The organism is Mycolicibacterium neoaurum (assembly GCF_036946495.1).
Taxonomy (GTDB): Bacteria; Actinomycetota; Actinomycetes; order Mycobacteriales; family Mycobacteriaceae; genus Mycobacterium; species Mycobacterium neoaurum_B.
This window is the reverse complement of the sequence record NZ_JAQIIX010000002.1, coordinates 2867737-2880492: the sequence shown is the minus strand read 5'-3', so window position 1 is coordinate 2880492 and position 12756 is coordinate 2867737. Positions and strand designations below refer to the sequence as shown.

Annotated in this window: 15 protein-coding genes; 6 read left to right on the top strand and 9 right to left on the bottom strand. The window is 66.0% G+C overall.

Translation table 11 applies throughout. The features are described 5' to 3' along the window. Nucleotides 1-67: 67 nt before the first annotated feature. Nucleotides 68-727: a LuxR C-terminal-related transcriptional regulator gene (locus tag PGN27_RS19250; protein ID WP_335327548.1), complete on the top strand. Its 660-nt coding sequence runs from the start codon at nt 68-70 to the stop codon at nt 725-727. An 85-nt stretch (nt 728-812) separates the two neighbouring features. Here the strand turns inward: PGN27_RS19250 and tuf are convergent, their stop codons facing one another. The 5 genes from tuf to PGN27_RS19225 form a co-directional block, all read right to left on the bottom strand. Continuing rightward, complete coding sequence (tuf, locus tag PGN27_RS19245) at nt 813-2003, bottom strand: elongation factor Tu (RefSeq protein WP_019514020.1); 1191 nt, start codon at nt 2001-2003, stop codon at nt 813-815. Between the two features lie 166 nt (nt 2004-2169). Beyond that, entirely contained in the window at nt 2170-4272 is a 2103-nt protein-coding gene (gene fusA / locus PGN27_RS19240; RefSeq protein WP_335327546.1) for an elongation factor G, read from the bottom strand. Between the two features lie 61 nt (nt 4273-4333). Next, nucleotides 4334-4804 carry a 30S ribosomal protein S7 gene (gene rpsG, locus PGN27_RS19235; protein ID WP_018601866.1) on the bottom strand — a complete coding sequence of 157 codons (471 nt, stop codon included), beginning with the start codon at nt 4802-4804 and terminating at the stop codon, nt 4334-4336. Further along, nucleotides 4804-5178, bottom strand: a complete 375-nt coding sequence (gene rpsL / locus PGN27_RS19230) for a 30S ribosomal protein S12 (protein WP_019514018.1) — start codon at nt 5176-5178, stop codon at nt 4804-4806. The genes rpsG and rpsL overlap by 1 nt, the downstream gene beginning before the upstream one ends. Before the next feature lie 316 nt (nt 5179-5494). Further along, entirely contained in the window at nt 5495-6082 is a 588-nt protein-coding gene (locus PGN27_RS19225; protein WP_335327545.1) for a TetR/AcrR family transcriptional regulator, read from the bottom strand. Between the two features lie 163 nt (nt 6083-6245). On the opposite strand from PGN27_RS19225, the gene PGN27_RS19220 reads away from it, so the two are divergent. From PGN27_RS19220 to PGN27_RS19210, 3 genes are read left to right on the top strand one after another with little or no spacing between them, the layout of a single operon-like run. Beyond that, on the top strand, nt 6246-6623 hold the full coding sequence (locus PGN27_RS19220) for a DUF3060 domain-containing protein (RefSeq protein WP_335327544.1): 378 nt from the start codon (nt 6246-6248) through the stop codon (nt 6621-6623). 57 nt (nt 6624-6680) lie between these two features. Then, a complete protein-coding gene (locus PGN27_RS19215; RefSeq protein ID WP_335327543.1) occupies nt 6681-7295 on the top strand; it encodes a M15 family metallopeptidase in 615 nt (204 codons plus the stop codon). Between the two features lie 29 nt (nt 7296-7324). Then, the gene (locus PGN27_RS19210; RefSeq protein ID WP_335327541.1) at nt 7325-7723 is read left to right on the top strand and encodes a DUF3060 domain-containing protein; all 399 of its coding nucleotides are present in this window, start codon (nt 7325-7327) and stop codon (nt 7721-7723) included. Between the two features lie 9 nt (nt 7724-7732). On the opposite strand, the gene PGN27_RS19205 is transcribed toward PGN27_RS19210, so the two are convergent. The 4 genes from PGN27_RS19205 to PGN27_RS19190 are packed head-to-tail and all read right to left on the bottom strand — an operon-like array spanning nt 7733 to nt 11758. Beyond that, nucleotides 7733-8506 (bottom strand): crotonase/enoyl-CoA hydratase family protein, encoded by a 774-nt coding sequence (locus PGN27_RS19205; protein WP_335327540.1) that lies wholly within the window; start codon nt 8504-8506, stop codon nt 7733-7735. Further along, nucleotides 8503-9216 (bottom strand): PaaX family transcriptional regulator C-terminal domain-containing protein, encoded by a 714-nt coding sequence (locus PGN27_RS19200; protein WP_335327539.1) that lies wholly within the window; start codon nt 9214-9216, stop codon nt 8503-8505. Before PGN27_RS19200 ends, PGN27_RS19205 begins: the two co-directional genes overlap by 4 nt. Continuing rightward, the gene (locus tag PGN27_RS19195) at nt 9216-10142 is read right to left on the bottom strand and encodes a crotonase/enoyl-CoA hydratase family protein (RefSeq protein WP_335327538.1); all 927 of its coding nucleotides are present in this window, start codon (nt 10140-10142) and stop codon (nt 9216-9218) included. Before PGN27_RS19195 ends, PGN27_RS19200 begins: the two co-directional genes overlap by 1 nt. Beyond that, nucleotides 10139-11758 (bottom strand): acyl-CoA dehydrogenase family protein, encoded by a 1620-nt coding sequence (locus PGN27_RS19190; RefSeq protein ID WP_335327537.1) that lies wholly within the window; start codon nt 11756-11758, stop codon nt 10139-10141. Before PGN27_RS19190 ends, PGN27_RS19195 begins: the two co-directional genes overlap by 4 nt. A gap of 63 nt (nt 11759-11821) precedes the next feature. Here PGN27_RS19190 and PGN27_RS19185 point away from each other — a divergent pair, with 63 nt between their 5' ends. Together PGN27_RS19185 and PGN27_RS19180 are read left to right on the top strand one after the other, a co-directional pair. Beyond that, on the top strand, nt 11822-12157 hold the full coding sequence (locus tag PGN27_RS19185; protein WP_335327536.1) for a cupin domain-containing protein: 336 nt from the start codon (nt 11822-11824) through the stop codon (nt 12155-12157). Nucleotides 12158-12159: 2 nt separating this feature from the next. Continuing rightward, a complete protein-coding gene (locus tag PGN27_RS19180; protein WP_335327535.1) occupies nt 12160-12756 on the top strand; it encodes a TetR/AcrR family transcriptional regulator in 597 nt (198 codons plus the stop codon).

Sequence of the window (12756 nt, the reverse complement as noted above, 5' to 3'; positions counted from 1 at the left end):
CACTTGCTGGAACGCTGATTCTTGGGTGAAGTACATGATGGAGACGGTAAGTCGCAGGGCGGGGAGCATGACAGACGCCGTGTCGGTGGTGTTGATCGACGACCATGACGTGATCCACGCCGGAGTGCGGGCGTGGTTTGCCGAACAGGATCCGCCGATACAACTCGTCGCCGAATACAACCATCCGAAGACATTCCTGACCGATTACCCAGAGGGCGGCCACGACATCGAGGTCGTGGTGTTCGACCTGCAGTACGACCGCTTCCAGCCCGAGTTCGACACCCTGAGCGAGGTCTGCGCGGCCGGGCATCGGGTGATCGTCTACTCACATATGGCCACCGACGAGGTGATCCTGACCAGCCTCGACGCCGGCGCGAGCACCTTCCTGGCCAAGAGCGAGGACAAGCAGCACCTCTTCGACGCGATCTACGCGGCGCGAGCCAACACCCCGTACGTGGGGCCACGGATGGCCAAGGCGTTATTCAACGACCGGACCGTGGGACGACCCGGCCTGAGCACCCGTGAACGGGAGGTGCTGATCGCCTGGTTCCAGACCGAGAACAAAGAGTTCGTCGCGAAGCGACTGTTCATCGAACCATCCACGGTGCGAACGCATCTGCAACGTGCCCGGGCGAAGTACGCCGCGGTCGGACGGCCCGCACCCACCAAGGCGGCGCTGATCGCCCGCGCGGTGCAGGACGGGATCCTGAGCATCGAGGATCTGTAGCACCACGCGCACTCGCCCAGAGTACGAGAAACAAAGCGGCGCCCACCCTTTCGGGTGAGCGCCGCTCTGTGTTGTTGAAGCTAGATCACTTGATGATCTTGGTGACACGGCCGGCGCCGACGGTGCGTCCACCCTCACGGATGGCGAACCGCAGGCCCTCGTCCATGGCGACCGGCTGGATCAGCTTGACGGAGATGTCGGTGTTGTCACCGGGCATCACCATCTCGGTGCCCTCGGCGAGGGTCACCACGCCGGTCACGTCCGTGGTACGGAAGTAGAACTGCGGACGGTAGTTGTTGAAGAACGGCGTGTGGCGGCCACCCTCGTCCTTGGACAGGATGTAGACGCTGCCCTCGAACTCGGTGTGCGGGGTGGTGGTGCCGGGCTTCACGACGACCTGGCCACGCTCGACATCTTCGCGCTTGATGCCACGCACCAGCAGACCGACGTTGTCACCGGCCTGACCCTGATCGAGCAGCTTGCGGAACATCTCGACACCGGTGACGGTGGTCTTGGTGGTCTCCGGACGGATGCCGACGATCTCGACTTCCTCGTTGACGTTGATCACGCCACGCTCGACGCGACCGGTCACCACGGTGCCACGACCGGTGATGGTGAAGACGTCCTCGACGGGCATGAGGAACGGCTTCTCGGTCTCACGGACCGGATCCGGGATCGACTCGTCGACAGCAGCCATGAGCTCCTGGACCGACTTGACCCACTTCTCGTCGCCCTCGAGCGCCTTGAGAGCCGAGACGCGGACCACGGGGGCCTCCTCGTCGAAGTCCTGAGCGGCCAGCAGTTCGCGGACCTCCATCTCGACGAGCTCGAGCAGCTCTTCGTCGTCGACCATGTCGGACTTGTTCAGCGCGACCAGGATGTAGGGCACGCCGACCTGACGGGCGAGCAGCACGTGCTCGCGAGTCTGGGGCATCGGGCCGTCGGTGGCGGCGACCACGAGGATGGCGCCGTCCATCTGCGCGGCACCGGTGATCATGTTCTTGATGTAGTCAGCGTGACCGGGGGCGTCGACGTGCGCGTAGTGACGCTTCTCGGTCTGGTACTCCACGTGGGAGATGTTGATGGTGATACCGCGCTGACGCTCCTCGGGCGCATTGTCGATCTGGTCGAATGCGCGCGACTCGTTCAAATCGGGGTACTGGTCGTGCAGCACCTTGGTGATTGCTGCGGTCAGCGTGGTCTTGCCGTGGTCAACGTGACCGATGGTCCCGATGTTGACGTGCGGCTTCGTCCGCTCGAACTTCGCCTTCGCCACTTCTGTGTCCTCCTGGACTTGTTGGTGCTCTTACAAAGCAGTTGTGTGTGTGTTCAGTTGTGTGGTCCGCCAAGACCACCGGAGAATTATTCTCCGGTCGCCTTCGCGTGGCCGTCTGCTCGGCACCCGGATCGCTCCGAGCCTCGGCCGCGGGCGGCCTCGATTCTCACTCTCCGGTTGCCTTCGCGATGATCTCCTTCGACACGTTCGCCGGAACTTCAGCGTACGAGTCGAACACCATGGAGTAGTTTGCCCGGCCCTGGGTCTTCGACCGAAGGTCGCCGACGTAGCCGAACATCTCCGACAGCGGCACCTGCGCCTTGACGACGCGCGCACCGCTGCGCTCCTCCATGGCCTGGATCTGACCACGGCGGGAGTTCAGGTCGCCGATCACGTCGCCCATGTAATCCTCGGGCGTGGTGACCTCGACAGCCATGATCGGTTCCAGGATGACCGGCTGCGCCTGTCCGGCAGCCTTCTTCAACGCCTGGGAACCGGCCACCTTGAAGGCCATTTCCGACGAGTCGACGTCGTGGTACGCGCCGTCGAGCAGGGTGACCTTCACGTTCACCAGCGGGTAACCGGCGAGAACGCCGTACTGCATCGCGTCCTGCGCACCGGCATCCACCGACGGGATGTACTCGCGCGGGATGCGGCCACCGGTGACCTTGTTCTCGAACTCGTAGGTCGCCCCATCCTCGCCCTCGAAGGGCTCCAGGTTGATGATGACCTTGGCGAACTGGCCCGAGCCACCCGTCTGCTTCTTGTGGGTGTACTCGACGTTCTGGACCGGACGCTTGATCGTCTCGCGGTAGGCCACCTGCGGCTTGCCGACGTTGGCCTCGACCTTGAACTCGCGACGCATGCGGTCCACCAGGATGTCCAGGTGCAGCTCGCCCATACCACCGATGACGGTCTGGCCGGTGTCCTGGTCCAGGTGCACCTTGAAGGTGGGATCCTCTTCGGCCAGCTTCTGGATGGCCGTACCCAACTTCTCCTGGTCGCTCTTGGTCTTGGGCTCGATGGCGACCTCGATAACCGGATCCGGGAACGTCATCGACTCCAGCACGACCTGGTCGTTCGGATCGCACAGGGTGTCACCGGTGGTGGTGTCCTTGAGTCCGATGACGGCGTAGATGTGACCCGCGGAAGCCCGTTCGACCGGGTTCTCCTTGTTCGCGTGCATCTGGAAGAGCTTGCCGAGGCGCTCCTTCTTGCCCTTGGTGGAGTTGATCACCTGGGCACCGGACTCGACCTTGCCGGAGTACACCCGGACGTAGGTCAGCTTGCCGAAGAAGGGATGGACCGCGATCTTGAACGCCAGCGCCGAGAACGGTTCATCGACCGACGGCTTGCGCGAGATGATCTCGTCTTCCTTGCCCGGCAGGTGTCCCTGCACGGACTCGACGTCCAGCGGCGAGGGCAGGTAGTCGATGACGGCGTCGAGCATGGGCTGCACACCCTTGTTCTTGAACGCGCTGCCACAGAGCACCGGGTAGATCTCGCTGTTGACGGTCAGCTTGCGGATCGCACCCTTGACCTCGTCGATGGACAGCTCTTCGCCACCGAAGTACTTCTCCATCAGAGCGTCGTCGGTCTCGGCGACGGCCTCGAGCAGCTCGTTGCGGTACTGCTCGGCCTTCTCGGCCAGATCGGCCGGGATCTCCACGACCTCGTACTGCTCACCCATCTTGGTCTCGCCACGCCACACCTTGGCGTTCATCTCGACCAGATCGATGATGCCCTCGAAGTCGTTCTCGGCACCGATCGGCAGCTGGATCACCAGCGGCTTGGCGCCGAGGCGGTCCTTGATGGTCTGCACGGTGAAGTAGAAGTCCGCGCCCAGCTTGTCCATCTTGTTGACGAAGCAGATGCGGGGAACGTCGTACTTGTCGGCCTGGCGCCACACCTGCTCAGACTGCGGCTCCACACCCTCTTTACCGTCGAAGACGGCCACGGCACCGTCGAGCACGCGCAGCGAACGCTCCACCTCGACGGTGAAGTCGACGTGACCCGGGGTGTCGATGATGTTGATCTGGTTCTGGTTCCAGAAGCAGGTGACGGCCGCGGAGGTGATGGTGATACCCCGCTCCTGCTCCTGCTCCATCCAGTCGGTGGTCGACGCACCGTCGTGCGTCTCGCCGATCTTGTAGTTGACACCGGTGTAGAAGAGGATGCGCTCGGTCGTCGTCGTCTTGCCGGCGTCGATGTGCGCCATGATGCCGATGTTGCGGACCTTCGTGAGGTCGGTCAACACGTCCTGTGCCACGGCTAAATTCCCACTCTTTCGCTTGCTTGATTGCTGTCCGGTGTGCCCCGAAGGGACAAGATCACCAGCGGTAGTGCGCGAAGGCCCGGTTTGCTTCGGCCATCTTGTGCGTGTCCTCGCGACGCTTCACCGCGGCGCCGAGGCCGTTGCTCGCATCAAGGATCTCGTTGGCAAGGCGCTCGACCATGGTCTTCTCGCGACGAGCCTTGGAGAAGCTCACCAGCCAGCGCAGCGCCAGCGTGGTCGAGCGATCCGGGCGGACCTCGACGGGCACCTGGTAGGTGGCGCCACCGACACGGCGGCTGCGCACCTCGAGGGCGGGCTTGACGTTGTCGAGCGCGCGCTTGAGGGTGACGACGGGATCGGTGCCGGTCTTGTCCCGAGCCTGCTCGAGGGCGCCGTAGACGATGCGCTCGGCGAGCGACTTCTTACCGTCCAGCAGCACCTTGTTGACCAGCTGGGTGACCAGCTGCGACCCGTAGACGGGGTCGTTGACCAACGGACGCTTCGGCGCGGGGCCCTTGCGCGGCATCAGCTCTTCTCCTTCTTGGCGCCGTAACGGCTACGTGCTTGCTTGCGGTTCTTGACACCCTGGGTGTCCAGCGAGCCGCGGATGATCTTGTAGCGCACACCCGGGAGGTCCTTCACACGACCGCCGCGGACCAGCACCATCGAGTGCTCCTGCAGGTTGTGGCCCTCACCGGGGATATAGGCCGTGACCTCGACCGCGCTGGTCAGGCGAACGCGGGCGACCTTACGAAGCGCCGAGTTCGGCTTCTTCGGAGTGGTGGTGTACACGCGAGTGCACACGCCGCGACGCTGCGGACTGCCCTTGAGGGCCGCGGTCTTGACCTTGGCGACCTTGTCGCGGCGACCCTTGCGGACCAGCTGGTTGATGGTTGGCATGTACCGGCTTTCTGTGTTGCTATTCGAACTTCTAAGTCTCTGTACTGCAGTTTTCGCCCGTTCGCGTCCCCCGCGTTCGGGCGTGTCGCACGCGCCTGCACCACGGCTTTCGCCCCGATGCATCCGACAGACGTACGAAGACACACGAATTCGCCCGACCTGCAGGGGTTACGGTCCACAAAGCGGACACATGTGCCCCCTGACAGCCAGGCACGAGGCTCCACGATACCAGGGGTGGGCGCGCCGAACCAAACCCGTGCGTAACGGCCTTATCGCAGGTCAGAAGCTACGCCCGCCGCAGCACCCAAGTTCGAGCCTACCGGAGCCCCGGCTGCGGCTCCCGCTGTTGCATGCCCGCCGCGAGCCGCAAGACCATATCGGTGAAGACCGCGTCGGTGTCGATATTGTCCATCACCCCGGTCATCTCCAGCAGGACGAATCCGTGCAGGGCCGACCAGAATTCCAGGGCCGCATAGAACGCGTTATCGCCGGCCAACCCGTAGGACGCCAGGGCGGCGAGCACCGGCCCCGCGGCCTCTCTGGCCGCGGCGGTGTACTCCGGATCGTCGCCACCCAGCGGCATCCTGGTGAACGCCGAGTACCGCCCCGGATGGTGGTGGGCATAACTGCGGTAGGCGCTGGCCATGGTGACCACCGCGTCGTCGCGGGTGCGCCCCTCCCCGACGGCTCGCAACATGCCGATGATGTCCTGAATCACGTGCATACGCACTGTTCGGCGCAGGTCCTCCAGGCTCTGCACGTGGTTGTAGAGCGACGGGCCCTTTGTGCCGAGCTGGGTTGCCAGCGCGTTGATGGTCAACGCGTCCCAGCCCTCCCGGTCCAGGAACGCCAGCGCGGCGCTGACGATGGCGTCGCGGCTCAGTTTGGTCGCCCGCGTTGCCATCGCTACCCCTTCCGAAAGTCCCACCCGTCCCCGACTACACCTTTAGCGAGGCTGACGAATGACTCTAGTTCACCCGGCCCGGATTCAGCTCGGTCGCACGATCCGACGGTGATTCCGCGCAGACCTGCCACGACCGCGCCGCGGCACCGTACGCTGTTGACCCATGGCGAGCCTCTCAGTCCGAAGCCGGTCCGCGACCGCGGGTGCCCTTGCCGCAGCCATGGCGTTGGCCTGTGCCCCGGCGGCCGATGCCAAGAATGGCGACACCCACATCACCGGTCAGGGCGTCACCCAGACGTTGGACTGCAACAACGCGACGTTGCTTGTCAATGGCACCGGCAACACCATCTATGCCAAGGGCAGCTGCTGGGCGGTGACGCTGCAGGGATCGTCGAACATCGTCGTCGCCGACAACGTCGTCAACGACATCACCGTCTACGGGTACGACCAGACCGTCATCTACCACAACGGCGCGCCCGCACTGATCGATCACGGCCGCGAGCTGGGGATGACCAACCGGATCAACTGGGCGCCTGCCTGACCCGTGCGCCGACTCCTCACCCTGTTCGCCCTGCTGTGCGGAATAGGTGGCCTCGCTGTGAATCCCGATCTGTCCCCGGCGGCCGAAGCGCAACCAGCGCCCCCGGTGTCGGCCGCGGCCCGCGCTGTCGGCTTCATCGACGTCCGCGCCGCGGTGCCCGATGCCCTGATCGATCTGCGCTATGCCACCTCGAACAACTTCGTCGGCACACCGCTGTACCCGCCGGGAGCCCGCTGCCTGGTGCACGAATCCCTGGCACAGGGTTTGGCCGTGGCCGCCGCGCAACTGCGCGCGCAGGGCCTGCGGCTGGTGTTCTGGGACTGCTACCGGCCGCATGATGTGCAGGTACGGATGTTCGAGGTGGTCTCGAATCCGGCGTGGGTGGCACGCCCCGGGGACTACTCCAAGAGCCACGAATCCGGCCGGTCGGTAGATGTCACAACCTACGGCCCGACGGGCTTGACCGATATGGGCACCGATTTCGATTCCTTCACCCCCGACGCGCTGGCGTACGCCACCGACGGTGTGAGCCAGGCCGCACAACACAATCGGGCAGTCCTGCGCGCGGCCATGGCCGCCGGTGGATTGTCGGTGTACGACGGTGAGTGGTGGCATTTCGATGGCCCCGGTGCCGGATCGCCGCGACCGATCATCAACGTGCCGCTCGGCTAGCCGCACACGTGAAAAAGAATCGAGGAAGCATGCGCACTCAGATCGTCGGGATGTCGACGGTGGTTCTGCTCGCACTGGGCTTGACCGCGTGCGGATCCGGTGACGAGTCGGGCCGGCCGTCGGTCACGGCGGGAACATCGGGGGCGCAGGTCCAGATCGGCAACACCATCAATTACGGGTCGGTGGGCACCACCGCCGATATCGACTGCGCCGAGGGCAAGTCGCTGAACATCGGCGGATCCAACAACGTGCTGACAGTCAAGGGCACGTGCTCGAGCGTCAACGTCGGCGGGGCGGACAACAAGATCACGCTGGACAACGTGGAGACCAAGATCAGCGTGGTCGGCCTCGACAACACCGTCGTCTACCTGGCCGGTGACCCGAAGATCGAAGATCTGGGCAGCGGCAACAAGGTTGACAAGGGTTAGGACGGCGGCTCAGGCCTGGGCGCCGTGCCGGCCCGCTCCGTCGGCGAACCGTTTCGCGCCGGCCAGCAGTTCGGCCGACGACTTCTGCAGGCTGTCGAATTCGAAAGCCATTGCGTCGCCTTCGGGTTCGCCCCACTGGTGCAGCGCCGAGAGCCGGTCGGCGCGCAGGCAGCCCTGGGGTAGCGCGGCGAGTTGGGTCGCCAACTCCTCGGCCGCCGCACGCGCCTGACCGGTGGGCACCACACGGTTGGCCAACCCGATCGCCAGCGCCTCGTCGGCATCCACCGCGCGCCCGGTCAGGATCAGGTCCATCGCCCGGCTGTGGCCGATCAGCCGCGGTAACCGCACCGTGCCGCCGTCGATCAGCGGCACGCCCCACCGCCGGCAGAACACCCCGAACACGGCGTCGCGTTCGACCACGCGCAGGTCACACCACAGCGCCAGTTCCAGGCCGCCGGCCACAGCATATCCACTGACCGCCGCGATCACCGGTTTGGACAGCACCATTCGCGTCGGACCCATCGGCCCGGGGCCGTCGGGGCGCACCCGGTTGCTCCGTGGCGTACCCATCGCCTTGAGATCGGCTCCGGCACAGAATGTTCCGTTGTCGCCGCAGAGCACCGCCACCGCGGCGTCCGGATCGGCGTCGAACTCCTCGAAGGCCGCATACAGCTCGGCCGCGGTCGGCCCGTCGACGGCATTGCGCGCGGCGGGTCTGTTCATGATCACCGTCGTCACCGGCCCGTTGTGCTCCACCCGTACCGAACCGGTCTCCGCGCTCATATCGTCTCCACTTTCTGGTCACGTCGCGCGACCAATTCGGCCGCGAAGTCCCGGTAGGCGTGGCGCAACTGCTCCCCCGGCCAGCGTGCCGGCAACAGGTCGGCGGGCAGGACCGGGTCGGTGAGTAGCTGACGCACGATCGCCGCGGCAGCGACAAAGCGCGTGGGTACGTCATCCGCGCTGCCGATCTCATCGAGCAGGCGGGCGCCTTCGGCTGCCCAACCATCGAGATCCCACAACTGCGCCACCAAACCGGCAGGATCATCGTCACGACTGTGCAAGACCCTCGTCCGGGCCAGTGCGTCCGCGGGGAGTGCCACCTGCAGGTTGTCCGGCCTCAGCCACACCCCATCCCGCAACTCACCGAAACGGTTCTGCGCCAGCCCGTTCCGCAGTTCGGCTCGGCTGCGGGCATCGGCACCCACCCGAGTGATCACCACCGTCGTCCACAGCCCGTCCCAAGGGCGTTCCTGCGGGTCGATGGCCGCATCCTGTCGGCGCTGGCGGGCCATCAGCCGATCCGAGAGCCGATACCCGTCGGCCGAACGCACCAGGTCCCCGGTCCCGACCATCCGGGTCAGCGCCACCCGCAGCGTCGATTCTCGGATGCCGAAATCGGAGGTCAGCGTGATCAATTCGGCCGCCGATGCCCACGCCGGGTGCGCGCCCAGCAGCACGCTCAGCACCACCGACCGCGCGGTGAGCCGCATCAGACTCCGGACGCGCGGCGACCGTGGTCGCCGAGCGGCTCGTCACGGTGGCGGACCGCCTCCCGAAAACCGTTCTCGACGGCGTCGGCGACGAAGGCATGCCCCTCCGGGGTGTGCCTGGCGATACCGTCGAAGACGGTGCTGACCATCCTGCTGGTGGCGACCCCCTGTTGCAACAGTGCGGTGTTGCAGGCGAGTTTGGCCATGATGAGCTGATTGACCGGCATGGCCGCGATGCGCGCGACCAGCCGTTCGGTCCGCTCGTCGAGGTTCTGCGGCTCGGGCGCCTCCACTGCCAACCCCCATTCGGCGGCCTGCGCTCCGGTGATGCAATCCCCGGTGAACAGCAGTCTTTTCGCGCGCTGGTCACCGAGGCGGTGCGCCCACAGCCCAGCCGCGGGAACACCCCATACCCGCATCGGCGGGTAGCCGATCTTGGCGTCCGATGCCGCGATGACCTGATCGGCGTGCAACGCGATATCGGTGCCGCCGGCCACGCAGTAGCCGTGGATCTTGACGACCGTCGGCTTGTCACAGTGCATCAGGCTGGCGAAGCCGCGGACGAACCGGCTCATCATCTGATAGTCGATCATCGGATCCCAGGGCCGGTCGGGCAGGTGGTTGACGGCCTGGGTCTTGCCGTCCAGCACCGTGCCGCGGTAGTCGTTGCCCGGTGAGGATGATCCGTCGGCATAGGCTCCCAGATCGAAGCCCGCGCAGAACCCTTCTCCCGCACCGGAAACCAGGATCACATGCACGTTCGGGTCGAGGTCGGCGCGCTCCACGCAGGCCGCCAACTCCACCGGGGTGTCGGCGACGATGGCGTTGGCCTTGTCGGGGCGGTTGAAGGTGATCCGGGCGATGCGGTCGGTCACCTCGTAGGTCATCGTCTTCAACGGCGGGGTCTTCAGCGTGTCGACGCTCATCCCTTGACCATCGCGCGCTCGATCACCGGTGCCAGATCCAATCCGGTCGGCAGGGTGCCGAACGCTCCGCCCCACTGTCCGCCGAGGCGGCTGGCCAGGAAGGCCTCCGTGACGGCCGGATGACCGTGGCGCACCAGCAGCGCACCCTGCAACGCCAGCGCGATGTCCTCGGTGATCTTGCGCGCCCGGTACTCGATATCGGCGAAGTCTCCCAGTGCGGTCTTCAGCTGTGCCACATGGGCGTTCAGCCGAGGGTCCGATGCCAGCGCCAGTTCCTCGAACAGCACGTCGACACATTCCGGCCGGGTGGCCATCGCGCGCAGCGTATCCAGCGCGCTGACATTTCCCGAGCCTTCCCATATTCCCATCAGCGGGGCCTCGCGGTAGAGCCGCGGCATGCCGGAATCCTCGACATAGCCGTTGCCGCCGAGGCATTCCATCGCCTCGCCGGCGTGCGGGGTGGCGCGCTTGCACACCCAGTACTTGGCGGCCGCCAGACCGATACGCCGCAACAGCGATTCCCGTTCGTCACCGCGTACCGCGGCGTCGGTGGCACCGGCCATCCGCATGGCCAACATGGTGGCCGCCTCGGCCTCGATGGCGAGGTCGGCCAGCACGTTGCGCATCTGCGGTTGGTCGATCAGGTAGGCGCCGAATGCCTTTCGGTACTGCGCGTGATGCACGGCGCGGGCCAGACCGGTGCGCATGCTGGTGGCGCTGCCGAGCGTGCAGTCCAGCCGGGTGAGGTTGACCATCTCGATGATGGTCTTGACCCCGCGGCCCTCCTCGCCGACCAGCCAGGCCGTCGCGCCGTCGTATTCGACCTCACTGGAGGCGTTGGCGTGGTTGCCCAGCTTGTTCTTCAGACGCTGCAGGAACATCCGGTTACGGGTGCCGTCGGGCAGCACCCGGGGCAGGAAGAAGCAGCTGACACCCTGCGCGGTCTGGGCGAGCACCAGGAACACATCGCTCATCGGGGCCGAGGTGAACCATTTGTGGCCGGTCAGCGTGTAGCTGCCGTCGGCGTTGCGCACCGCGTCGGTGGTGCCGGCCCGGACATCGGAGCCGCCCTGCTTCTCGGTCATCGACATTCCCGCGGTGATACCGGCTTTCGTGCTCGGCACGGCCAGCTCGGGGTCATAGACCCGGCTGGTCAGCAACGGTTCGTAGACCGCGGCCAGCTCCGGATTGAACCGCAGCGCGGGCACCACGGCATAGGTCATCGAGATCGGGCAGATATGCCCCGGCTCCGGCGTCCACACCGAGGTCTTGGCCGCCCGCACCACATGCGATCCGGCGCGGTCATCGGCCCACGGCGCGGCGTGCAGGCCGTGGCCGACCGCGACGGTCATCAGTTCGTGATAGGCCGGGTCGTATTCGACCTCGTCCACGCGGTGCCCGTACCGATCGTGGGTGTGCAGCTCGGGACGGTGCCGGTCGGCGAGCTCGCCCCAGCGCTGGGCCTTGTCCGTGCCGCTGAGCGCCCCGAGCTCGGTGATCTCGTCGGCGCCCCAGCCGCCGCCCTCGCGGACCAGCGCCTCCATCAGCACCGGCGATGAGGCGGGATTGTGGTCGCGCAGCGGCGGAACCTGATTGGTGACGACATGAGTGGCCATACGGACACTGTTACATTTTCTCGACAGCCGCACAAGATCCGTAACACGGTGCATACTCGTGCGGTGCACCCCAACACCGTCGTCCACGCCGTTGACCTCCCGCTCGACCATGAGCCGGTGCCCGCCGGGCAATCGGTCGCGGGTGATCCGAGCACCGCGGCGTCCGCACTCACCCGGTTCGGCGGCCTGGAGGTCGGCGTCTGGGAGATGTCCGTCGGCACCATGACCGATATCGAGGCCGATGAGATCTTCGTGGTACTCGGCGGTGCGGCCACCGTCGTTTTCGCCGACGGCTCCCCCACCCTGGAGCTCCGGGCCGGCGACGTGGGGCGGCTCGCGGCCGGCGCGCGGACCACCTGGACGGTCACCGAGACCCTGCGCAAGATCTACCTCACCTAGCCATGCCCTACGTCGAGGCGTCCATACGCAGCAAGCAATTCGTGGCAGCAGCACGCTCGGTCATGTCACGTCAGGGTGTCGCGGCCACCGCGCTGCGCGCCGTAGCCGCCGAAGCCGAGGTGCCGCTCGGCACATTGCAGTACGTGTTCCCCAGCAAGGAACTGCTGCTGCGGGCCGTCATCGAGGACGTCATCGAGCAGATCTCGACCGTCCTCACCGCCAGCGTCGACGTCGACCGGGGGCTGGCACATGCCGTCCGGCAAGGGCTGACGGTCTTCTGGTCCGAGTTGGTCATCGGACAGGTCGACTCCCAGCTGATGCAATTCGAACTGGTCAACTACGCACTGCGGCAGCCGGGTCTGGAGCACCTGGCGCAGTGGGAGTACCAGCGCTACGCCGAGGCCATCGCGCAGTGGTGCCAGAGCGCGGCCACCAACGCAGGTGAGGACAGCGCGGTCGGTTACGACCAGCTGGCACGCCTCATCCTGGCCGGCGTCGACGGGCTGACGATGCAGTACGCCTGCGACCCCGACGACGAGCGCGCGCAGGCCGACCTGGCCGTGCTGGCCGATATGGTCATCGCCGCGGCCGGTGTCTGA